Origin of the sequence: Siansivirga zeaxanthinifaciens CC-SAMT-1 (assembly GCF_000941055.1) — a bacterium.
In the GTDB taxonomy this organism is placed as follows: Bacteria; Bacteroidota; Bacteroidia; order Flavobacteriales; family Flavobacteriaceae; genus Siansivirga; species Siansivirga zeaxanthinifaciens.
On the sequence record NZ_CP007202.1, the window covers coordinates 699,763 to 723,030 of the forward strand.

Below are 23,268 nucleotides of genomic sequence, written 5' to 3' on the forward strand. Positions count from 1 at the left end.
CATGATAAAAAACGATCTGTTTTTAAGAGCATTAAAAGGAGAAACTTTAAACCGTCCGCCTGTTTGGATGATGCGCCAAGCCGGACGCTACCTGCCAGAATTTATAGCACTTCGCGAGAAGTACGACTTCTTTACACGTTGCCAAAAACCAGAATTAGCCAGTGAAATTACCGTGCAACCCATTCGTCGTTACGGTATGGATGCCGCTATTTTATTTAGCGATATATTAGTTATTCCACAGGCCATGAATATCGAAGTACAAATGAAACCCAACTTTGGTCCCTACATCCCTAATCCGGTGCGTACGGCTAAAGACGTGCAAAACGTAATTGTACCCGACGTAAAAGATGCTTTAAACTATGTTTACCAAGCCATTAAAGCAACCAAAGAACTTTTAAACGACGACATACCGTTAATTGGCTTTGCAGGCTCACCATGGACCATTTTATGCTACGTAGTACAAGGCCAAGGCAGCAAAACCTTCGATAAAGCCAAAGAATTTTGTTTTACAAACCCAGTGGCGGCGCATCAATTACTTCAAAAAATTACCGATACAACCATCGCTTATTTAAAAGAAAAAGTAAAAGCTGGTGTTAACGCCGTTCAAATTTTCGATTCTTGGGGCGGTATGCTTTCGCCGGTCGATTATCAAGAATTTTCATGGCAATATATCAATCAAATTATCGAAGCATTAAAAGACGATGCACCCGTTATTGCCTTTGGTAAAGGCTGCTGGTTCGCACTTGGCGAAATGGCAAAAAGTAACGCATCGGCTTTGGGTATCGACTGGACTTGCTCTGCGCGTAACGCCCGTTATTTAACCGGCGGAAACATTACTTTACAAGGTAATTTCGACCCGTCGCGTTTACTTTCGCCACCAGCCGAAATAAAGAAAATGGTTCACCAAATGATTAACGAATTTGGTAAAGACAAATACATAGTTAATCTGGGGCACGGCATTTTGCCAAACATCCCTCTAGACAACGCTAAAGCATTCATCGATGCTGTAAAAGAATACGAAGCGTAAAATTTGGGCGTTACCTACTTTTTTAAGTAACATCTTAGCTTAACTAGCTACTAATAGGTTTAAAAAAGTAGGTCGCGTTTTCTCTACTCGCTCCCTCCTTAGGTCGGGGAGCTCAAACAGGCCGTTCAACCGCTAACGCGAAACCAACAACATGGTTAAAAACATTGTTTTAGGAATAAAAGCATATTTTGGAGCCTTTAGTTTAATTTCAAAACTAAAACTCTGGAAATACTTTGCCATACCTATACTTATTAGTGTGTTTTTTGCCATTGTGGTTACCCTATCGGTGTATGGCTTATCCGATAATATTGGCGCCTTCTTTTCTAAAGTATGGATCTGGAATTGGGGAAAAGAAACCTTTACAGCCATTAGCAACCTTATTGGCGGTCTTATTATACTTATTTTGGGGCTTATTTTATACAAACACATAGTTATGGCGCTGTCGGCGCCGTTTATGAGTCCGGTTTCAGAAAACATTGAAACCTATTTAGTAGGCGAAAAAGACATACATAGAGACACCACATTTTCACAACAATTGTGGCGAGGCATTCGTATAAATGTTCGAAATTTATTCATGGAATTGCTTTTAACCATACCCATTTTAATGCTGGGCTTTGTTCCTGTTTTAGGACTCATATCGACCGTTTTATTATTTTTAGTTCAAGCCTACTATGCTGGTTTTGGTAACATGGATTACACCCTAGAACGGCATTTTAATTACAGCGAAAGCATTAAATTTGTTAGTAAAAACCGAGGGCTTAGCATCGGTCTAGGTAGCGTATTTATCCTGTTTCTGTTTATTCCGGTTATAGGTGTTATATTAGTACTTCCTTTATCGGTAACGGCTGCAACAATTAAAACCGTCGAAGCACTTCAATTAAAACAATAATAAAACCATGAGCGAAAAGAATCTTTTATCACCATTTCAAAAATTTGTAAAAATCGAAAGTTTTAGTGGTATTCTATTATTCTTTGCCACGGTTATAGCCCTTATTTGGGCCAATTCCCCATGGTCTGAAAGCTACACAACACTCTGGCAATACAAATTCGGCTTTTCGGTACCTAGTTTCGAATTAAACAAACCGCTTATTCTATGGATTAACGATGGCCTCATGGCTATTTTCTTCTTTTTAATTGGGTTAGAAATAAAACGTGAATTTCTTATTGGCGAATTAAATTCAGCAAAAAAAATAGCCTTCCCCTTAGTTGGTGCTTTGGGAGGTATGATTATACCTGTTGGGTTGTTTATACTACTTAACAATAACCCAGAAACTTTTAAAGGTTGGGGCATCCCAATGGCTACCGACATTGCATTCTCGTTGGCTATTTTAAAAGTTTTAGGTAATAAAGTGCCTTTAAGTCTTAAAGTGTTTTTAACCGCATTCGCGATAGTAGACGATTTGGGGGCCGTTATTGTTATTGCTCTGTTTTATAGTGGTACCATTAAAATGAGTTTGTTACTAATAGCCTTCGTGCTTTTAGCCATACTTTATTTTTTATCGTTTAGAGGGTTTTATTCTAAATTCTTAATGATTGTATTAGGCATAATTATTTGGACCTTGTTTTTAAAATCGGGCATACATCCAACTTTGGCGGGTATTTTATTGGCTTTTTCGGTACCTATTCAGCAAAAAATTAGAACCACCGAATTTGTTCAAAATTTAGAAGAAATAACCAATAACATTAAAAAAGCATCGGTATTAAACAAACCTATTTTGTCAAGAGAACAAATTCAGGAAATAGACGATTTAGAAGCCTGGACGCACAAATTTCAATCGCCACTACAACATTTAGAGCACAATTTACACGACTGGGTAGCTTACTTTATAATTCCCATTTTCGCATTAGCTAACGCTGGTGTGGTTATAGATAGCTCTATTTCTTTAGAAACGGCACTAGCAACCAATATTATTATTTGTTTGGTTTTAGGAAAAAGCATTGGTATTTCGGCCATCGTGTTATTTGCTAAAAAAATGAAGCTAATTGAAATTCCAAAAGACATTACTAATTGGCACATTATAGGTGTATCGTTTTTAGCTGGTATAGGGTTTACTATGGCAATATTTATCGATAGCTTAGCTTTTGCTGGTAATGATTATTATATCGATTCTGCCAAAATAGGCATCTTAATTGGCTCTATTGTTGCCGCCATAATTGGTTATTTTATTTTAAAATTGAAAAAATAATAATGAAAGACACATTTTATCAATACATACAAACTTTACAAGACGCCATCACTTCAAAATTAGAAGAAGTCGATGGTAAAGCACGCTTTAAAGAAGACCTTTGGGAACGCCCTGAAGGCGGTGGCGGTCGCACCCGTGTTATAGAAAACGGAAATGTGTTTGAAAAAGGTGGGGTAAACATTTCTGGTGTGCACGGTAAATTACCAGAGAGTATGCAAGCCTATTTTGGTGTAACAGATGCTAATTTTTTTGCCTGTGGTTTAAGTTTGGTTTTACACCCTAAAAACCCTATGGTTCCTACGGTTCATGCTAATTGGCGTTATTTTGAAATGTATAATCAAGATGGCGAAATTGTAGACCAATGGTTTGGTGGCGGACAAGATTTAACACCTTATTATTTGTTTGAAGAAGATGCCATTCATTTTCACCAAACCTGTAAAACAGCTTGCGACAATCATAATCCAGAGTTTTATGAAACCTATAAAAAGCGATGCGACGAATATTTTTATAATACCCATCGTAACGAATCTAGAGGCGTAGGTGGTTTGTTTTTCGATTATTGCAAAACCACAGACCAAATGAGCATGGAAAACTGGTACAATTTTGTTACCGAAGTAGGTAATAGTTTTCTAGAAGCATATGTTCCAATTGTAGAGAAACGCAAAAATTTACCTTACTCCAAAGCACAACGCGATTGGCAGGAAATAAGACGAGGGCGTTACGTTGAGTTTAATTTAGTTCACGATAAAGGCACCTTATTTGGTTTAAAAACCAACGGGCGTATAGAAAGTATTTTAATGAGTTTGCCACCGCACGTTCAGTGGGTTTACGACCACAATCCAGAGCCTGGAAGCGAAGAAGAAACACTTTTAAATGTTTTAAAAAATCCTAAAAACTGGGTGTAATGAATTGTTACTGCGGAAGTTTAAAACCCTATAAAAACTGCTGTGAAATTGCTCATAACCAACTAGCCCAGGTTAAAACAGCCGAACAACTTATGCGCTCCAGATACAGTGCTTTTGTTTTAGCAAATGGCGATTATTTAATGGAAAGCCACCACAGTAGCACCAGGCCAATAAAAGAGAAAAAAGCCATTACCAATTGGGCAAAATCGGTGCAATGGATAAAACTTGAGGTTTTAGAAACATCAAAAGGTAAAGAACAAGATAACGAAGGTACAGTTACATTTAATGCGTATTTTTATGAAAACGGAAACGTAGAGGTTATCCATGAAAAATCAGCATTTATAAAAGAAAATAATACCTGGAAATATTTAGGTTACAGTAAATAAATAAAACATATGTTCCCATTACGAAGAAACAGACGATTAAGAACCAACGAAGCCATTAGAAGTATGGTTCGTGAAACTATTATACACCCAAACGATTTTTTAGTGCCGCTTTTTGTTGTAGAAGGCAAGGGTGTAAAAGATGAAATCCCATCGATGCCTAACTACTTTAGATACAGTTTAGATTTACTGGAACAAGAAGTAAAAGAACTCTGGAGTTTAGGCTTAAAATCGGTGTTGCTGTTTGCCAAAGTACCAGACCATTTAAAAGACAATAAAGGTACCGAAGCATTAAACCCAAACGGACTCATGCAACGTGCTGTTAAAACCGTAAAAAATGCATGTCCGGATATGTTGGTAATGACCGATGTTGCCTTAGACCCTTATTCGTCTTACGGACATGATGGTATTGTAAAAAACGGCATTATTTTAAACGATGAATCGTCTCATGTTTTAGCCGAAATGGCGCTTACCCACGCACAAGCGGGTGCCGATTTTGTTGCGCCAAGCGACATGAACGATGGTCGTATTTTAGAAATACGAGAATTGTTAGAAAACGAAGGGTTTATAAATACGGGGATTATGAGTTATTCGGCGAAATATGCATCGGCGTTTTACGGGCCTTTTCGTGATGCGCTAGACTCGGCTCCTGTCGATATGGTAAACATTCCAAAAGACAAAAAAACCTATCAAATGGATTACGCCAACCGCATCGAGGCCATTCGTGAAACCGAAATGGATATTAACGAAGGTGCCGATATTGTTATGGTAAAACCAGGTTTGTGCTATTTAGACATCGTTCGTGAAATTAAAAATACTTTCGATGTTCCTGTGGCTGTTTATCAAGTATCTGGCGAATATGCCATGTTAAAAGCCGCCGCCGAAAAAGGCTGGCTAGACCACGATGCCGTCATGATGGAACAAGTTACCGCAATTAAACGAGCGGGAGGCGATATTATAGCATCTTATTTTGCTAAAGATGTAGTAAAATTAATTTCGTAAATTAAAAAAACAAAACGTATGGGCTTGCTCTTATTTTATGCTTTTATTTCCATTTTCTTTTCTTTCTTGTGTTCTATTCTAGAAGCTGTTTTATTAAGTGTTACACCAACATTTATAAATCTTCAAAAACAAGCAGGCAAGCAGTATGCAAATAGTTTAGAAGCTTTAAAAAAAGATGTCGATCGCCCTTTAATTGCTATTTTAACACTAAATACCATTGCCCATACTGTGGGCGCCATTTTGGTAGGTGTTCAGGCAAAAACAGCCTATGCAGAAGCATTTGGCAACGAGGTTAAAATATTTTTTGGTATTAAATTTACAGAAGATGTTATGGTGGGAGTCGTATCTTCTATAATGACTGTTCTTATCTTAGTAGCTTCAGAAATTATTCCAAAAACCATTGGCGCTACCTACTGGAAGCTTCTGGCCAATTTCACTACAAAAGCGCTTCATATTCTTATTTTTCCATTAAAATGGACTGGTATATTATGGCTTTTGCAACTAACCACGAAGTTAATTGGTGGTAAAGGACATCACGGCAGCGTTCTAAGTAGAGAAGATTTCCAAGCAATGACCGATATGGCTCATAAAGAAGGTGTGTTTCAGGAAAATGAAAGTAAAATCATTAAAAACCTTTTAATTTTTAAAGAAATTTTAGCGAAAGATATCATGACACCACGAACCGTCATGAAAACCGAAAACCACAATACAACCGTTGAAACTTTTTTCAAACAAAATTTAAATCTTCGTTTTTCGAGAGTGCCTATTTATTCTGAAAATACAGATAATATTATCGGACTCGTTTTAAAGGACGAAATTTTTAAAGAAATGGCCTTAGATAATGGCTCAAAACCCCTATCCGATTTAAAAAGAAATATCATTATTATTCACAGAAATTTACCCATTCCTAGTTTATTCGAACAATTAATTGAAAGCCGAAACCATATGGCTTTGGTAGTCGATGAATACGGAAGCGTGAGTGGCCTTGTAACCATGGAAGATGTTATTGAAACCCTTTTAGGTTTAGAAATAATGGATGAAAGCGATCATGTAAGCGACCTGCAACATTTAGCCAGAAAAAGCTGGGAATCTCGCGCTAAAAAGCTAGGTATTTTTGATAATAACAACCGCAAATAAACAATGGAAACTTGCATCATCAATACCCCTTTAGGTTGTGCTAAAATTATTGGTGATGCTTCAGGAATTTCATCTATTTCTATTTTAAATACTGAAGAAAAATTAAGTAAACGATTCCGCTTTCGCTGAAAACATGCGTTAATCAATTGAACGAATATTTTGAAGGTTCTCGCAAACATTTCAGCTTAAAATTACAACCCGAAGGCACCGAATTTCAGAAAAAAGTTTGGAAACAACTAGAGCACATTTCCTTTGGTAAAACCATTTCATATTTAGAATTAGCAAAAAAACTGGGCGACGTTAAAGCCATAAGAGCCGTTGCAAATGCGAATGGTAAAAATCCGCTTTGGATTGTTATTCCTTGTCATCGGGTTGTTGGTAGCGATGGCAGTTTAACAGGTTATGCCGGCGGATTGCATTGTAAAAAATGGCTTTTAGAACACGAAAACCCGTCTAAACAAGTGGCTTTATTTTAATTAAAACAAACGCAGGAATCTAACTGTAAATTCATATATTTATTTCAACTAAACATGTTGTAATGAAATTCCTTAAAAAACTCTTTAAATGGTTAGGCATTTTAATAGCCTTATTAATTATTACACTTTACATTACAGACACCGATTATCTTCTTAAAGCCGTTCGAACTATTTATTTAACAGGCCATTCTACAGCTTATTTAGAAGATTATAAAAAATTCGACAACCAGCCTATCGAGATTGGCACACCCCAACCCTGGCCAAACCACAAAGAATATAACACAGTAAAAGAAACAGAAGCCCTCAGCCAGATTAATAAAGCCAATGGCACCATTGCCTACGTTATTATTAAAAATGATAGTATTTGGTTTGAAAACTATTACGATGGTTTTGGAGAAGACTCTAAAAGTAATTCCTTTTCTATGGCTAAAAGTTATGTTTCTGGCCTTATGGGCAAAGCCATACAAGATGGTTATATTAAAAGTTTAGACCAACCTGTTGGGGATTTTCTACCAACATTTAGTGAGGGTTTAGCCGCTAAAATGACTGTTGGCGATTTATCCAGTATGTGTTCTGGAACCAACTGGGATGAGGCTTATTATTCACCATTATCTATTACCACACGTGCTTATTTTGATGATGATTTAGAAAAAGTTATGCTGGGCTTAAAAGTAGTAGACGAACCCGGTAAAAAATTTAAATACGCCAGTGGAGACACACAAATGCTTGCCATGGTTATCGAAAAAGCTACAGGCAAAAAAATGTATTCGTATTTAGAGGAAAGTTTCTGGAAACCGCTGGGCTGCGAAAACGAAACCCTTTGGCAAGTAGATAGTGAAGCCCACGATTTAGTAAAAGCCTATTGCTGTATCGCCAGCAACGCCAAAGATTTTGCCCGTTTTGGGAAGCTTTACAAAGACTTTGGTAAATGGAACGGAAAACAAATTTTAGACTCGGCGTTTGTTGCTAAATCTATAAAACCAAGGTTTAAAGACGCTCCAGAATACGGTTACGGGTGGTGGCTTAAACAACAAAATGGTAAAAACTTTTTTATGATGCGTGGTCATTTGGGTCAATATGTTATTGTTGAACCCAACGATAATGTTATTATTGTAAGACTCGGGCATTCTAAAGGGTCTAATGTAGAAGTAGGTTCGTTTACACAAGATATTAGTACGTATATTGATGAAGCTTACAACATGCTAAACTCGAAATAATATGAAGCTTTTCAATTTTAGTGAAATTACAGAAAAAGCAAAATCGGCTTTTTTAAGATTCCCAATAACACTTTCCTGGGCTATTTTGGGCACTTTTTTCGTGCTATTCCTTATTGAATTTGATATCGATTTTGACGAGCATATAAGAGAAATTTCAACCCTATTTTTAGGAATTAGCTGGCTAATTGGAACCCGTTTTCTCGTTGAACAACAAACCAATAGCCACAAAAAATGGTGGTTTTCATTAATAACCATTGCACTTCTAATGGGTTTTTATTTTTATTTACCATTGGTAGATAGTTTCAAAAACCCCATTCATTACTCAAGGTTTTTATTATATCTAGTTGCCGGACATCTTTTTTTATTTGTAGCGCCTTTTTTAAATACCTGGAATAAAAATGCCTTCTGGAATTACTTAAAAATGGTTTTTATCGCCATAGGTAGAAGTTCACTTTTTTCTATTGTTTTGTATTTAGGCTTGTCGTTGGCACTCTTGGCTATTGAATATTTATTTAATGTTAGTATAAAAGGCGAACGCTATTTTCAAATATTTGTTTTCTGTTTAGGTATTGTTAATACCTGGACCTATTTATCAGACTTTCCGAAAGACATTCAAAATCAAACGGTTATAAGCTATAATAAAGCTTTAGAGGTTTTTGTAAAATACATTTTAATACCCTTGGTTTTACTGTATCTTATCATTTTATATGCCTATAGTTTTAAAATTTTATTTACATGGAATCTTCCAAAAGGTTGGGTTTCATATTTAATTATTGCGTTATCGTTGCTTGGTTTTAGTATTCAAACCATGATTAATCCCATACAAAAAACCATAAAATCGCCCGTAATTAACAGATTTTATCCATGGTTTTACTACTTACTTTCGCCACTTTTAATTTTACTTTTTATTGCCATTGTAAAACGTATTGGAGATTACGGCATCACCGAAAACAGGTACTTTGTTTTAATGTTAGCACTCTGGATTACTGGCATGACGCTGTATTTACTAATAAGCAAAAACAAATATTTAAAAATACTTCCTATTAGCCTTACGGTTATTACGCTTCTTAGCTCGTTTGGTTTTTGGAGTGCTTTTAATGTATCTAAAAACAGTCAGTTTTCACAATTTGAAAATACTTTTAAAAAAGTAAAATCCAATAGTAACCAAGCTACTTTAGAGGAATACGAAACCTTAGAATCGGTTTTAAAATACTTCCATAAAAGAGAAAATTTAAAATATCTCAATCCAATTGTTGGCGTAGAATTAGATAGCATCTACAAAAAAAGAACCTCAAAATACAGCTACTACTACTTAAATACAGAATATATTTTAGACAGTTTATCAATTATTAAACCAAAAGACAGCCTAAAAGACCGCTTTAAATATTGGTCATTTAACTTAGATAAAACCACACTAAAAACAGATGTAACTGGTTATAAAACCATGCATTACGTTAGTTTTTTAGAACACGCAGAAAACAACACCGTTAACGATTTCAAATTTGAATTAATAAATAATAAAACTGAAGCTGTTGTTAAAAAAGAGGATGAGATTATATTTAAATTGAATTTAAAATCACTCATCGATAAAAAGTCGGGACCTTATTATGAATCTTTCAATGCAGATGAAATGACTTTTATTTTGAAAAATGACAGCATTCAAATGAAGCTTATCGTAGAAGCTTTAAACATTGATTACGAAAACGATAAGATTAAAATACAAAACTTAACCACCTTTGTTTTTATTGAATAATGATTTCCAAACTTAACTTAGAAAACATATTATTTCTTGATATTGAAACCGTTCCGGAAGTTCAGCATTTCTCTGATTTAGATGAAACCAAGCAAGCGCTTTGGGAACACAAATCGCAATACCAACGAAAAGACGATTTTACGGCTGAAGCATTTTACGACCGCGCAGGCATTTGGGCCGAATTTGGTAAAATTGTGTGTATTTCTGTGGGTTACTTTACTTTTAAAGGCGACCTTAGAAACTTTAGAGTGACCTCCTTTTATGGTGACGAAATTAAAATTTTAAAAGATTTTAAAAATTTACTTGTCACGCATTTTAGCGAAACCAAACACCTGCTTTGCGCGCACAATGGTAAAGAATTCGACTTTCCGTATATTGCACGCCGCATGATTATTAACCGCATAAAATTGCCTTATAAATTAAATCTTTTTGGGAAAAAACCATGGGAAGTGCCCCATTTAGATACTTTAGATTTATGGAAATTTGGCGACTATAAAACCTACACCTCTTTAAAGTTGTTAACCAATGTTTTAGGCATACCATCGCCCAAAGACGATATAGACGGTAGTGAAGTTTACAGGGTTTATTACGAGGAAAATGAAATTGACAGAATTGTTACGTATTGCGAAAAAGACACCATAGCCGTTGCTCAAATATTTTTAAGATTGCGTGGAGATGATATTCTTCATGACAATGAAATTATTCATATATAATGCAGGAAAATCCTATTTTAGAAATTAAAAATTTGTCTATTTCATTCGGAAAAAATGAAGTAATACATAACATTTCCTATCATTTAAATCAAAATGAAATATTAGGCATTGTGGGCGAATCGGGTTCGGGAAAATCGGTGTCTTCGCTAGCCATTTTAGGATTGCTGCCCAAAAAAGTTTCTAAAATTACGTCGGGTAGTATTTTATACAAAAATCAGGATCTAACACATCTGTCTTCAAAAAAATTTCAAACCATTAGAGGCCACAAAATTGCCATGATTTTTCAGGAACCTATGAGTTCTTTAAATCCTTCTATGACTTGTGGTAAACAGGTTCAGGAAATATTATTACAGCATACCGCATTAACAAAACCGTTAGCTAAAGAAGAAACCCTTTTACTATTTGAAAAAGTAAAACTGCCAACACCAGAACGTATTTTTAATGCGTATCCGCATGAAATTTCTGGAGGTCAAAAACAACGGGTAATGATTGCCATGGCCATTGCCTGTAAACCCGATATTTTAATTGCAGACGAGCCAACAACCGCCTTAGATGTTACCGTACAAAAAGATATCATTAAGCTTTTAAAAACGCTCCAAACAGAAACAAAAATGAGCGTTATTTTTATAACACACGATTTGTCGTTAATATCTGAAATTGCCCATCGTATTTTAGTAATGTATAAAGGCGATATTGTAGAGCAAGGCGATGCAAACACCCTATTTAATAAACCGCAACATATTTACACCAAAGCATTAATAAACGCGCGCCCTTCATTACACACACGTTTACAGGTTTTACCAACCATAAACGATTATTTAAATAAAACCACCAAAACAGATATTATAACTTCCGAAGACCGGGCTAAAAAACACCAGCTTATTTACAGCAAGTCACCTTTACTAGAGGTTATTAACGTTGAAAAAGCATATATTTCTAAAAGCGGATGGTTTAAAAAACCAGATGTATTTAAGGCCGTAGATAATGTTAGTTTTAAATTATATGAAGGTGAAACTTTAGGTTTGGTGGGCGAGTCGGGTTGTGGAAAATCGACTTTGGGAAATGCAATTCTTCAATTAGATAAAGCTACCGCCGGACAAATTTTGTATAAGGGAGTCGATATTACAATACTGTCAAATTCTGAAATTAAGAAGCTTAGAAAAGACATTCAGATTATATTTCAAGATCCTTATTCTTCATTAAACCCCAGAATTCCGGTTGGTGAAGCTATCATGGAGCCCATGAAAGTTCATAATCTTTATCGTTCTGAAGCAGAACGTAAAGAAAAAACCATCGATATTCTTAATAAAGTAGGCTTATCTGAAGCCTATTTTAACCGCTATCCTCATGAGTTTTCTGGCGGACAAAGACAACGTATTGGTATAGCCAGAACCATTGCTTTACAACCCAAACTTATAGTTTGCGACGAGTCGGTTTCTGCGCTTGATATTTCGGTGCAAGCTCAGGTTTTAAATTTATTGAATGATTTAAAAGAAACTTTTGGGTTTACCTACATATTTATATCACACGATTTAGCCGTTGTGAAATATATGAGCGACCAGCTATTGGTTATGAATAAAGGAAAAATTGAGGAGTTAGATAATGCCGATGTTATTTACAGCACACCAAAAACTGCTTATACAAAAAAACTTATTGATGCCATCCCAAAAGGGTTATAGCATAAAAATCTTCTTGGTTAAATAAAATAAACCTTTTATAAACTTTAAATTCTCGCGAAGTGTTTGCTTGAATTTACTATCATTAAATGTAGGTTGTTCAGGTAGATTGGTTGCAAAATTCATAAGCTTTAAGTTTATGGTAGATTTGGGGAAATCTATATTTAACTTTGGTTTCATTGGGGATTATAAATATAGAACAGATTTTCAATTTAATCGCTAAAAAACATTTTAAATCGATAAAACGCATAAATATTTAACATTTGAAGTGTATTTCATCTGTTTAAAGCTTCATTTCGGGTATATCTCCTTCAATAATTAAAGTCCCCTCGGTGGCCTTTTTAATGGTGTCTACAGACACTCCAGGAGCGCGTTCCAAGAGTTTAAAACCAGCTTCTGTAATTTCTAATACGGCTAAATTTGTAACAATCCGTTTTACACAACGAACGCCTGTTAATGGTAAACTACAGCTTTTAAGTAATTTTGACTCTCCTGCTCTATTGGTATGCATCATGGCAACTATTATATTTTCTGCACTGGCTACCAAATCCATAGCACCACCCATTCCCTTTACCATTTTGCCGGGTATTTTCCAATTGGCAATATCACCTTGCTCAGACACTTCCATAGCGCCCAAAATAGTTAAATCGACATGCTTACCCCTAATCATTGAAAAACTCATGGCAGAATCGAAAAAACTAGCACCTGGCAGTGTGGTTATGGTTTGTTTTCCTGCATTAATAACATCGGCATCTTCTTCACCTTCAAACGGAAACGGCCCCATGCCTAAAACGCCATTTTCACTTTGAAATTCTACTTCAATATCATCGCGTACATAATTTGCAACCAAGGTTGGTATACCTATACCTAAATTTACATAGTAACCATCTTTAACCTCTTTTGCTATGCGTTTTGCTATTCCTGTTTTATCTAACATATTCTAATATTTTGATGTGATGATTTGAAAATTAGCCAATTATACCTTTTTACTAGATGAAATAATTTTAGAAATGATTAAAATGACAGATTTTAAATCGCTTAATAATTTTTCATCAGGGTTTGGATAATGTTCTGAAGCTTTACAAAGTTTCAACCAATACTCTAATTCATCGGCTTCTTTTGCTGCTATTTTGAACTTATGAATAAAATCTCGTTTACTTTCAGCATTTTGAGCTTCACGAATGTTAGCTCCAATAGAAGTACCACTTCTAAAAATTTGTGAAGCCATTTCAAACCTATTTCCTACTCTAATTCTTTCAGAAAATGAAACGACATCTAGTGCCAATTCAAATGTTAATCTAACAATTAAATTATCTGTATCATTCCTCATTTTCAAATTAACTAATCATCAAATTAATTTCTTGCTCTAACAGTGCGTTGCTCAATACGTTTTTCGTAGTGTTCTCCTTGAAAAATACGTTGCACAAAAATTCCTGGAATATGGATTTGATTGGGGTCTAAACTTCCCAGTGGCACCAGCTCTTCAACCTCGGCAACTGTAATTTTAGCGGCTCCGCACATAACGGGATTAAAATTTCGAGCCGTTCCTTTAAAAATTAAGTTACCAGCCGGATCGCCTTTCCAGGCTTTAACAAAGGCAAAATCGGCTTTAAAGGCCTGTTCTAAAACATACATTTTGCCATCGAATTCGCGGGTTTCTTTGCCCTCTGCAACTTCAGTACCATAACCAGCAGGCGTATAAAAAGCAGGAAATCCTGCTTGGGCTGCGCGACAACGTTCTGCTAAAGTGCCTTGCGGAATCAGTTCTACGTCCAACTCGCCCGAAAGTATTTGGCGTTCAAATTCATCATTTTCACCAACATAAGAGGAAATCATTTTCTTTATTTGATGCTTTTGAAGCAATAAGCCTAAGCCAAAATCGTCTACTCCTGCATTGTTAGAAATACAGGTTAAATCTTTAACCCCAAGTTTAACTAATTCTGCAATGGCATTTTCTGGAATACCACTTAAACCAAAACCACCAAGCATAAAAGTCATACCGTCTTTTACGCCTTGCAAGGCTATATTGACATTATTTACCTTCTTATTAATCATTATCGTTAAATTTTACCTTATAAATTTACAAATAATCAAATTATAAACTAAACCAGATTTGAAATAAAAAAGCCACTCGAAAACGAGTGGCTTTTAAAAATTATGTGTGCTTTAAATTCGAAATTTATCCGAAATCTAATTCTTCTTCAACCTTTTCTTTGGCATCTTCCATTCGCTCTCCTTCAGAATTTCCAGAACAATCTACATTAATTGAAAGTTCTTTAGGCACATCGAAATTACCGGTAGAAACGTTTAGCGTTTCATCTTTATAACAACTTTTCATATATAACCCCCAAATAGGCAATGCCATGGCAGCACCTTGTCCGTATGTTATAGTTCTAAAATGGGCTGCTCTATCTTCTGCGCCTACCCAAACACCAGTTACTAAATTGGGTACCATACCCATAAACCAACCATCACTTTGGTTTTGCGTAGTACCTGTTTTACCGGCAATAGGGTTTGTAAACGCATAAGGGTAACCTGTAATTATTTCTTTATAAACGCCGTAAGGCTCTCCGGTGCGTCTTAATCTGGCTCCAGAACCATATTGCGTAACCCCTTCTAAAAGTTTCACAGTAACATAGGCTGTTTCTTCGCCAACTACATCTCGAGTTTCGGGTTTAAATTGATATAAAACCGTACCATTTTTATCTTCTATGGTTGTAACCATTACAGGCTTAGTATAAACCCCTTTATTAGCAAATGCTGCATAGGCACCAACCATTTCGTAAACACTTATATCGGCAGTACCTAAAGCAATAGATGGTACTTCGGGGATATTGGAGTCTATACCCAATTTTTTAACTAAATCGATAACGGTTTTAGGTCCAACTTTATCCATTAAACGCGCCGTAACCGTATTAACCGAATTAGCCAACGCATTTTTTAAGGTTCTAATACCACCATATTTTCCATCGGAATTTTGAGGGCACCAATCTTCTGGGTTTCCAAACTTGTTTTTTTCTATACAAAAAGGTGTATCTGGAAATTCATCGCAAGGCGAATAATGTAATTGATCGATGGCTGTGGTATAAACAAAAGGCTTAAATGTAGAACCCACTTGGCGTTTTCCTTGTTTTACCATATCGTATTGAAAATGACGATAATTTACACCACCAACCCATGCTTTAACATGACCGGTTTGAGGATCCATAGACATCATACCTGTGCGTAAAAACGATTTATAGTAACGCATAGAATCCATAGGTTTCATTATGGTATCTATCTCTGAAGGTTTTCCTTTAACATAGGCAAAAACTGTCATTTCGGTAGGCTTTTGAAAAGACGCTTTTATCTCTGCATCCGATTTTTTTAAATCGTATTTCATGTGTCGCCAACGTTCAGACTGACGCATAGAACGATTCATTAAGCTTTCAATTTCATCGTTATTTAAATCTAAAAAAGGAGCCGTAGCATTACGTTCGGGCGTATTTTGATTAAAAAATTCTTTTTGTAATCGTGCCATATGCTGCTCTACCGCATTCTCGGCATACTGTTGCATTCGCGAGTCGATGGTCGTGTAAATTTTTAAACCGTCGTTGTATAAATTCCATTTGCTTCCGTCAGGTTTCGGATTGTTTTTAATCCAATCTTTCATAAAACCATCGAGGTATGTTCTAAAATAAGTTGCAATACCTTCACGATGCGATTCTGGATTATAATTTAAATCTAAATCGGTTTTTTGAAGTGAATCTTTTACTTTTTCATCAATAAAATCATATTTATACATTTGTGCTAAAACCACATTTCTACGGTTTCTAACACCTATAGGGTTTCTATTGGGTCTTGGATTGTATAGTGATGAATTTTTAAACATACCCACCAACATAGCCGATTCTTTTAAATCTAAATCTTTTGGCTCTTTACCAAAATAAATTCTGGCGGCGCTGCGAATACCATCGGCATTGTTACCAAAATCGTATATATTGAAATATTGTGCTATAATTTCTTCTTTGGTATATTGGCGTTCTAAACGAATGGCTATAATCCATTCCTTAACTTTTTGAAGCATACGCTCAACTATGTTTTTAGAGCCTTCACCATGAAATAACTGTTTTGCCAATTGTTGGGAAATGGTACTGGCACCACCGCCACCGCCTAATTTAACAACAGCTCTTAATGTACCAATAGCATCGATTCCCGAATGACTTTGAAAACGGGCGTCTTCGGTTGCAATTAAGGCATCAACTAAATGTTTTGGCAAATCTTCGTAACTAATAGGGGTTCTATTATCGTTTAAATAAAATTTACCAATGGTTTTTCCATCAGAAGATATAATCTCGGCAGCTAAATTTGTTTTAGGATTTTCTAGTACCGTATGATCTGGCATTTCACCAAAAGCACCCCATGAAGCCAATAAAAATATAAGAATAACAAATAAAATAGCGCCTGAGAATACGATCCAAAACCAACGCACATATTTAGAAAAATCTTGTGTTGGTGGTGTTTGTTTTTTTGTTGTCATGTAATGTCTTTGAGGTAATAATTTTGATACATGTTCACTTTGACAAAAATGAAATGATCTTAAAAATTTATTCTTGATTTATTTTTTCTACTCTAAATCCAACATCTGTAATACCTTCTAAATCAACAACGCCATTCACTTTGCCGTGTTCTCGCATGGCTTGTTGTATGTTTACAGTATAGGTTCCTGCTTCTTTAAAAACAACAGCTTCTTTATACCACAGTTTATTTTCTTTTACATCGGTAAAACCTGTGCCTAACAGTTTGCCTGTGGGGTCTGCCATTTTATACTCTAAAGTATCCTTAATTGTTTTACCATGCGGAAAAACCATTTCAACAATTAAAAACAAGTTATTGTATTTGTAATCGTTAGTGTTTCTAAGGTTTACAAATAAATTGTAAGCGTTTGTTGAATCTGGAGCCTTTAATTGAAACGTTACAATAGAATTTTTATGCCACTTCTGCGGCACCGATTTATAAACGTCGTAAACGCTATTCGAATCGCAAGCGACAAATAAGAACGAAAAAATTAAAAAAAGTAACCAAACACTATTTCTTAGCATCTTTATTCGTTTGAGGTTTTCTTTTGTTATTGTTTCTGGGCTTATTGTTGGTGTTGTTATTCTTGGTATTAGCGTTCTTGTTGTTCTTATTATTCTTGTTCCTATTGTTTTTACGTCTTTTATTCGGTTTTGGATCATCGAAGCGTGTTAAACTATCTTGACCAACAACGTTTTCAAACTCATTTTTAGTATCTTCAATAAGATCTGAAGCATATTCTTCTAGACTAACAACTTTTTCTTTCTTCTTATTTAAAGCAATAATTTCGTTGGCTTGCTCGGTAGTAATTTTGTGCCAGTTGGCCCATTCGCCTTCGTAAGCATACCACATATGCCCTTTAAATATATCGGTTTTTTGGCATACGGCCACACCTTTTTCTGTATACAGTTTAATGTCTGTTTTTGGAAAACTTTTTAATGCATCTAAATAGGTGTCTAACTCATAATTTAAACAACATTTTAATTTTCCACATTGCCCAGCAAGTTTTTGTGGGTTTAATGATAATTGCTGATATCGTGCTGCTGAAGTACTTACCGAACGAAAATCTGTAAGCCATGTAGAACAACATAATTCGCGCCCACAAGACCCAATGCCTCCAAGACGTGATGCTTCTTGGCGAAACCCTACTTGTTTCATTTCTATACGCGTTTTAAACTCGCGTGCAAACACTTTGATAAGCTCACGAAAATCGACGCGATCTTCGGCAGTATAATAAAACGTGGCTTTACTAGCATCGCCCTGAAATTCGATATCGGAGATTTTCATTTGCAAATTTAAATCGATTGCAAATTGACGAGCACGCACCTTCATTGGTTCTTCTCGATCGCGCGCTGCTTTCCATATATCGATGTCTTTCTGACTTGCTTTACGGTAAATCTTTAAAAATTCGTCTTGATTTTCAGGAATGTTTTTTCGTTTCATTTGAACACGAACCAATTCGCCTGTTAAGGTAACCATACCAATATCATGACCAGCTTGAGCCTGTGTAGCAACAACATCGCCAATACTAAGGGTTATATTCTCGGTATTTTGATAGTAATCTTTTCTTCCGTTTTTAAAACGAACCTCAACCCAAGGAAACGGTTTTTCTCCGTTAGGAAGCGACATATTTGAAAGCCAATCGAAAACCGTTAGTTTATTACAACTATCGGTACCGCATGTGCCATTATTTTTACATCCTTTAGGTTGACCGTCTTTTCCAGTTGAACAACTGTTACAAGCCATATGATTTTATATATTGAATTCGTTAATAATAAACTTATTACGAATGAAGGTTTATAAATATTTTTAAAAGGTAAAGATAAGATTATTATATTGACTATTTAAATTGAATAAAAATTAAATGTCTTTTACGTCTATTATCTTTACCGGACACGCTTTTGAAGCATTTTCGCAAGCTTCTAAAATAGTATGATCGTTAGATTTTAAAGTGAAAAAGCCTTTTTTATCTACACCATGCAACAAGACTGTTTTTCCGTCTTTTTTAGACATTTGAAAATGTTTTGGTGCAAATTCTACACAATAGTTGCAACCAATACATTTGTTACGCTGTAGGGTAATAACAACCATTATGCTTCAACTTTATTTTCAACAATTTTATATAATTTATCTGAAGGTCTTATTCTAAAACCAAGCGGAATAGTAACTAAATCGCCTTTAGTTCCTTTTGTAGATTTGGCATCATTCACCATCATTTCGGTTACCTCCAATTCTTTAGCCCCAGTAGTTGGCCCTGTTATTAAAATGGTATCGCCAACGGTAACATCGTATGCTTCAATTTTAAACTCGCCAATTTGAGGTTTAGGAAAAAAGTGTGTGCCCTTACCAATGTAAACTTTTTTTTGTGTGGCATGAGAACCCGAACCTTCGCTCCACGCCCCCAGTTTTTGTCCCAAATAATAACCATTCCAAAAACCGCGATTATAAACTTTTTCAAGTTCTTGCATCCAAGAAATAACTTTTTCTTTATCGAAAGTTTTAGTTTCTAAACTATTAATCGCCTCCCGGTAACACTTAATTACTTTGGCTACATATTCGGGAGCACGACCACGACCTTCAATTTTTAAAACCTTAATACCTGCATCGGCCACCTGATCGAGAATATCGATAGTACATAAATCTTTTGGAGACATAATATACTCGTTATCAATTTCCATCTCAAAACCTGTTTCCTGTTCGATAACCGTATATTTTTTTCTGCAATTTTGCTTGCATGCCCCACGATTGGCCGAAGAATTATAGGCGTGTAAACTCATGTAACATTTACCTGAAACAGCCATACAAAGTGCCCCGTGACCAAAAATTTCAATTTCAACTAATTTACCCGATGGCCCTTTTACCTGATCTTTTTCAATTTGTTCGGTAATTTTTTTAACCTGCCTTAAACTTAACTCACGACTTAAAACCATGGTGTCTGCAAATAGGGCGTAAAACTTAACAGTTTCAATATTGGTTATGTTTATTTGTGTTGAAATATGCACTTCCATACCAATTTCTCTGGCTGTCATAATAACCGCCTGATCCATGGCAATAACGGCCGTAATTCCTGCTGCTTTGGCTTTAGTAATTAAGGTTTTTACGATAGATAAATCGTGGTCGTAAATAATCGTATTTAAAGTTAAATACGTTCGAACCCCTTTAGCCTGACAACGTTTTGCTATTTCTGGTAAATCATCTAAAGTAAAATTTATAGATGCTCGCGCACGCATGTTAAGTTGCTCTACTCCAAAATAAATAGAATCTGCACCATTGTCTAAAGCCGCCTGCAAAGATTCGAAATTTCCTGCAGGAGCCATTAATTCAATTTTTTGCATTTTAAAACTACTTTTTAGAATTGAAATGATCGAAAATATTCCTTAAATCCTTTTTGTATGGTAAGTGGTCGGCACGCCCTTTTTTAAAAATATCGTTGCTATTGGCTTGACCTTTTCTAAGTTCTTTTTGCTCTTCGTAAGGAAGCGCATGAATTTCTTTGCAGGTTGTAGAGCAACAATTATTCATTTCTTCTTTACAGGCATCGCATTGAATAAACAACAAATGGCAAGCATCGTTTGCGCAATTGGTATGCACATCGAAAGGGGTTCCGCATTGGTGGCAATTGGCTATAACATCGTCGCTAATGCGCTCGGCACGTCTTTCATCGAACACGAAATTTTGACCTAAAAATTTATTTTCCAGATTGTATTCCTTTACTTGTCGTGTGTACTCGATAATACCTCCTTCTAACTGATAAACGTTTTTAAACCCTTTGTGTTTAAAATAAGCACTGGCTTTTTCGCAACGAATACCACCGGTACAATACATTACTAGATTTTTGTCTTCTTTATGATTTTTTAAATCGTCTTCAATAATATCTAACGATTCTCTAAAGGTATCTACATCGGGTGTTACGGCATTTTTAAAATGGCCTATTTCACTTTCGTAATGATTTCGCATATCTACCAAAACGGTATTTTCATCTTCAATAAAGCGATTAAATTCTTCAGCTTTTAAATGAACACCTTTGTTGGTAACATCGAAAGTATCGTCGTTTAAACCATCGGCAACAATTTTGTTACGAACCTTAATTTTTAGTTTTAAAAACGATTTATTATCCTGTTCTACAGCAATATTTAAACGAATATCTTTTAAAAAATCGATACTATCTAAATGGGCTTTAAACTCGTTGAAACGGTCGGCAGGGAGCGATAACTGGGCATTAATGCCTTCGTGAGCGACATAAATTCTGCCTAAAACCTCTAAGGAATCCCAGGTTATAAACAAGTGGTCTCTAAACGATTGTGGGTTGTCTATTTTGGCGTACTGATAAAAAGAAAGTGTTAATCGATTTTTACCTGTTTTATCGATTAATTCGGCTCTTTCTTTTGCGCTTAATTTATTGTACAGTTGCATGCTATACTAATTTATTTAAGGTTAAAGAATATTTTAAAGGCACAAAAGTACGATTTTAAAAAAAACCAGCCAATTTAAGGCAAAAAAAAGCACTTAACAGTAAAATTAAGTGCTTAGAAACAATTTGAGTTAGTCGTCTTAAAATGTTTTAAAGGTTATTTTCATAGCAAAAAAATTCCGCCTTTTAAATAAGATGCAAAATTTAAAAAAAGGTTGCGTTATAAAATTGTATGATGACAAAAGTTATAGTATTTTAGCGTATTACTTCAGAAAAAATTAATTATAAAATGAGCAGCGAAAAAGAAGCAAAATTAAAAGCATTAAAACTTACATTAGATAAATTAGACAAGGCTTACGGCAAGGGAACGGTAATGAAAATGAGTGATCAGGCGGTTGTTGATGTTGATGCGATTTCATCGGGATCTTTAGGTCTTGATATTGCATTAGGCGTTGGTGGTTACCCTCGTGGCCGTGTGATTGAAATATATGGCCCTGAATCGTCTGGTAAAACAACCCTAACATTACATGCAATCGCAGAAGCACAAAAAAGTGGCGGTATTGCTGCCTTTATTGATGCAGAGCATGCCTTTGATAGATTTTATGCAGAAAAATTAGGTGTCGATCTAGAAAACTTAATTATTTCGCAACCAGATAATGGTGAGCAAGCCTTAGAAATTGCCGACAATTTAATTCGTTCTGGTGCTATTGATATTGTTGTAGTCGACTCGGTTGCTGCTTTAACACCTAAAAGTGAAATTGAAGGCGAAATGGGCGACTCTAAAATGGGATTACATGCCCGTTTAATGTCTCAAGCTTTAAGAAAACTTACAGCTTCTATTAGCAAAACCAACTGTACGGTAATTTTTATTAACCAGTTACGTGAAAAAATTGGTGTTATGTTTGGTAACCCAGAAACAACCACGGGTGGTAATGCATTAAAATTCTACGCATCGGTGCGTTTAGATATTCGTCGTTCTACTCAAATAAAAGAAACCGATGGCAATGTTACCGGTAACAAAACCAGAGTTAAAGTGGTAAAAAACAAAGTAGCACCACCATTTAAAACTGCCGAATTCGATATTATGTATGGCGAAGGTATTAGCAAAGTTGGAGAGGTTTTAGATATCGCAGTAGAAAACGAAATTATAAAGAAAAGTGGTTCGTGGTTTAGCTATGGCGAAACCAAGCTGGGTCAAGGTCGAGATGCTGTTAAATCGATTATAAAAGATAATCCAGATTTAATGGACGAACTAGAAGAAAAAGTAAGAGCAGTTGCCAAAGCCGCTTCTGCATCAGAATAATTTTTAAAAATCCCGTTTTATCGGGATTTTTTTTTGGCCCTCACGCAACCAATTGAACCTAAGTGCATCTAATAAAAAAAGATTTTATTACATGAAAAAATTAATTGCCCTTAGTTTCATTTTATTATTGTTTAGTGCGTGTAGTGTAGACGACAATAGTAATTACAGCTTCGAGGTATTACCTGTTGAGAGTGTTACCATTCCCGACACCTTTACCCTTGGAGAAACCTACCCGATTACCATTTCGTATTTTAGACCCTCAACATGCCATTCGTTTAGAGAGTTATATTATTCGAAAGACGATAACCAACGAACTGTAGCACCAATTACTGTGGCTATTGAAGATAAAAATTGTCAAACTTTAGTAGACGAATTAACCGAAACAACCTTTAACTTTGTAGTAACCAGCACAGGCTCGTATATATTTAAATTTTGGCAAGGCGAAGATGAAAATGGAGAAGATCAATATTTAACAATAGAAGTACCTGTTACAGAAAACTAAATATTAAACTAATTAAATAA

General features: G+C 35.4%; 22 protein-coding genes and 1 pseudogene. 14 read left to right on the forward strand and 9 right to left on the reverse strand.

Features of this window, described 5'->3' with window-relative positions; all coding sequences use genetic code 11:
• Nucleotide 1 precedes the first annotated feature (1 nt).
• The 12 genes and pseudogenes from hemE (at nt 2) to AW14_RS03245 (ending at nt 12,478) form a co-directional block, all read left to right on the forward strand.
• A complete protein-coding gene (gene hemE, locus AW14_RS03190) occupies nt 2-1,027 on the forward strand; it encodes a uroporphyrinogen decarboxylase (protein ID WP_044637503.1) in 1,026 nt (341 codons plus the stop codon).
• A gap of 151 nt (nt 1,028-1,178) precedes the next feature.
• Entirely contained in the window at nt 1,179-1,916 is a 738-nt protein-coding gene (locus AW14_RS03195) for an EI24 domain-containing protein (RefSeq protein ID WP_044637504.1), read from the forward strand.
• A 7-nt stretch (nt 1,917-1,923) separates the two neighbouring features.
• Nucleotides 1,924-3,213, forward strand: coding sequence for a Na+/H+ antiporter NhaA (nhaA, locus tag AW14_RS03200; RefSeq protein WP_044637505.1), 1,290 nt, complete (start codon nt 1,924-1,926; stop codon nt 3,211-3,213).
• 2 nt (nt 3,214-3,215) lie between these two features.
• Nucleotides 3,216-4,118, forward strand: a complete 903-nt coding sequence (gene hemF / locus AW14_RS03205) for an oxygen-dependent coproporphyrinogen oxidase (protein WP_044637506.1) — start codon at nt 3,216-3,218, stop codon at nt 4,116-4,118.
• On the forward strand, nt 4,118-4,504 hold the full coding sequence (locus AW14_RS03210) for a YchJ family protein (RefSeq protein WP_044637507.1): 387 nt from the start codon (nt 4,118-4,120) through the stop codon (nt 4,502-4,504). The genes hemF and AW14_RS03210 overlap by 1 nt, the downstream gene beginning before the upstream one ends.
• A 9-nt stretch (nt 4,505-4,513) precedes the next feature.
• Nucleotides 4,514-5,503: a porphobilinogen synthase gene (hemB, locus tag AW14_RS03215; protein ID WP_044637508.1), complete on the forward strand. Its 990-nt coding sequence runs from the start codon at nt 4,514-4,516 to the stop codon at nt 5,501-5,503.
• A gap of 18 nt (nt 5,504-5,521) precedes the next feature.
• Nucleotides 5,522-6,640, forward strand: a complete 1,119-nt coding sequence (locus tag AW14_RS03220; protein ID WP_044637509.1) for a CNNM domain-containing protein — start codon at nt 5,522-5,524, stop codon at nt 6,638-6,640.
• A 3-nt stretch (nt 6,641-6,643) separates the two neighbouring features.
• Nucleotides 6,644-7,116: pseudogene (locus AW14_RS03225) on the forward strand (methylated-DNA--[protein]-cysteine S-methyltransferase).
• 62 nt (nt 7,117-7,178) lie between these two features.
• A complete protein-coding gene (locus AW14_RS03230) occupies nt 7,179-8,333 on the forward strand; it encodes a serine hydrolase domain-containing protein (RefSeq protein ID WP_044637510.1) in 1,155 nt (384 codons plus the stop codon).
• A gap of 1 nt (nt 8,334) precedes the next feature.
• Nucleotides 8,335-10,086 (forward strand): DUF4153 domain-containing protein, encoded by a 1,752-nt coding sequence (locus tag AW14_RS14390; protein ID WP_052647418.1) that lies wholly within the window; start codon nt 8,335-8,337, stop codon nt 10,084-10,086.
• Nucleotides 10,086-10,799 carry a 3'-5' exonuclease gene (locus AW14_RS03240; protein WP_044637511.1) on the forward strand — a complete coding sequence of 238 codons (714 nt, stop codon included), beginning with the start codon at nt 10,086-10,088 and terminating at the stop codon, nt 10,797-10,799. The genes AW14_RS14390 and AW14_RS03240 overlap by 1 nt, the downstream gene beginning before the upstream one ends.
• The gene (locus AW14_RS03245) at nt 10,799-12,478 is read left to right on the forward strand and encodes an ABC transporter ATP-binding protein (RefSeq protein ID WP_044637512.1); all 1,680 of its coding nucleotides are present in this window, start codon (nt 10,799-10,801) and stop codon (nt 12,476-12,478) included. The genes AW14_RS03240 and AW14_RS03245 overlap by 1 nt, the downstream gene beginning before the upstream one ends.
• 280 nt (nt 12,479-12,758) lie before the next feature.
• On the opposite strand, the gene AW14_RS03255 is transcribed toward AW14_RS03245, so the two are convergent.
• The 9 genes from AW14_RS03255 to trhO form a co-directional block, all read right to left on the reverse strand.
• The gene (locus AW14_RS03255; RefSeq protein ID WP_044637514.1) at nt 12,759-13,412 is read right to left on the reverse strand and encodes a CoA transferase subunit B; all 654 of its coding nucleotides are present in this window, start codon (nt 13,410-13,412) and stop codon (nt 12,759-12,761) included.
• A 39-nt stretch (nt 13,413-13,451) separates the two neighbouring features.
• On the reverse strand, nt 13,452-13,805 hold the full coding sequence (locus tag AW14_RS03260) for a four helix bundle protein (RefSeq protein WP_044637515.1): 354 nt from the start codon (nt 13,803-13,805) through the stop codon (nt 13,452-13,454).
• 23 nt (nt 13,806-13,828) lie between these two features.
• On the reverse strand, nt 13,829-14,530 hold the full coding sequence (locus AW14_RS03265; protein WP_044637516.1) for a CoA transferase subunit A: 702 nt from the start codon (nt 14,528-14,530) through the stop codon (nt 13,829-13,831).
• A 124-nt stretch (nt 14,531-14,654) separates the two neighbouring features.
• A complete protein-coding gene (locus AW14_RS03270; RefSeq protein ID WP_044637517.1) occupies nt 14,655-16,994 on the reverse strand; it encodes a penicillin-binding protein 1A in 2,340 nt (779 codons plus the stop codon).
• A 67-nt stretch (nt 16,995-17,061) separates the two neighbouring features.
• A complete protein-coding gene (locus AW14_RS03275) occupies nt 17,062-17,556 on the reverse strand; it encodes a gliding motility lipoprotein GldH (protein WP_044637518.1) in 495 nt (164 codons plus the stop codon).
• The gene (locus AW14_RS03280) at nt 17,543-18,778 is read right to left on the reverse strand and encodes a PSP1 domain-containing protein (protein ID WP_044637519.1); all 1,236 of its coding nucleotides are present in this window, start codon (nt 18,776-18,778) and stop codon (nt 17,543-17,545) included. The genes AW14_RS03275 and AW14_RS03280 overlap by 14 nt, the downstream gene beginning before the upstream one ends.
• A 114-nt stretch (nt 18,779-18,892) precedes the next feature.
• Nucleotides 18,893-19,123, reverse strand: a complete 231-nt coding sequence (locus AW14_RS03285) for a ferredoxin (RefSeq protein ID WP_044637520.1) — start codon at nt 19,121-19,123, stop codon at nt 18,893-18,895.
• Nucleotides 19,123-20,367: a peptidase U32 family protein gene (locus tag AW14_RS03290; protein WP_044637521.1), complete on the reverse strand. Its 1,245-nt coding sequence runs from the start codon at nt 20,365-20,367 to the stop codon at nt 19,123-19,125. The genes AW14_RS03285 and AW14_RS03290 overlap by 1 nt, the downstream gene beginning before the upstream one ends.
• Nucleotides 20,368-20,374: 7 nt before the next feature.
• Complete coding sequence (gene trhO / locus AW14_RS03295; protein ID WP_044637522.1) at nt 20,375-21,445, reverse strand: oxygen-dependent tRNA uridine(34) hydroxylase TrhO; 1,071 nt, start codon at nt 21,443-21,445, stop codon at nt 20,375-20,377.
• A gap of 287 nt (nt 21,446-21,732) precedes the next feature.
• Between trhO and recA the strand changes: the two genes are divergently transcribed.
• Together recA and AW14_RS03305 are read left to right on the forward strand one after the other, a co-directional pair.
• The gene (gene recA, locus AW14_RS03300) at nt 21,733-22,746 is read left to right on the forward strand and encodes a recombinase RecA (RefSeq protein WP_044637523.1); all 1,014 of its coding nucleotides are present in this window, start codon (nt 21,733-21,735) and stop codon (nt 22,744-22,746) included.
• 91 nt (nt 22,747-22,837) lie between these two features.
• Nucleotides 22,838-23,248, forward strand: coding sequence for a hypothetical protein (locus tag AW14_RS03305; RefSeq protein WP_044637524.1), 411 nt, complete (start codon nt 22,838-22,840; stop codon nt 23,246-23,248).
• Nucleotides 23,249-23,268 lie beyond the last annotated feature (20 nt).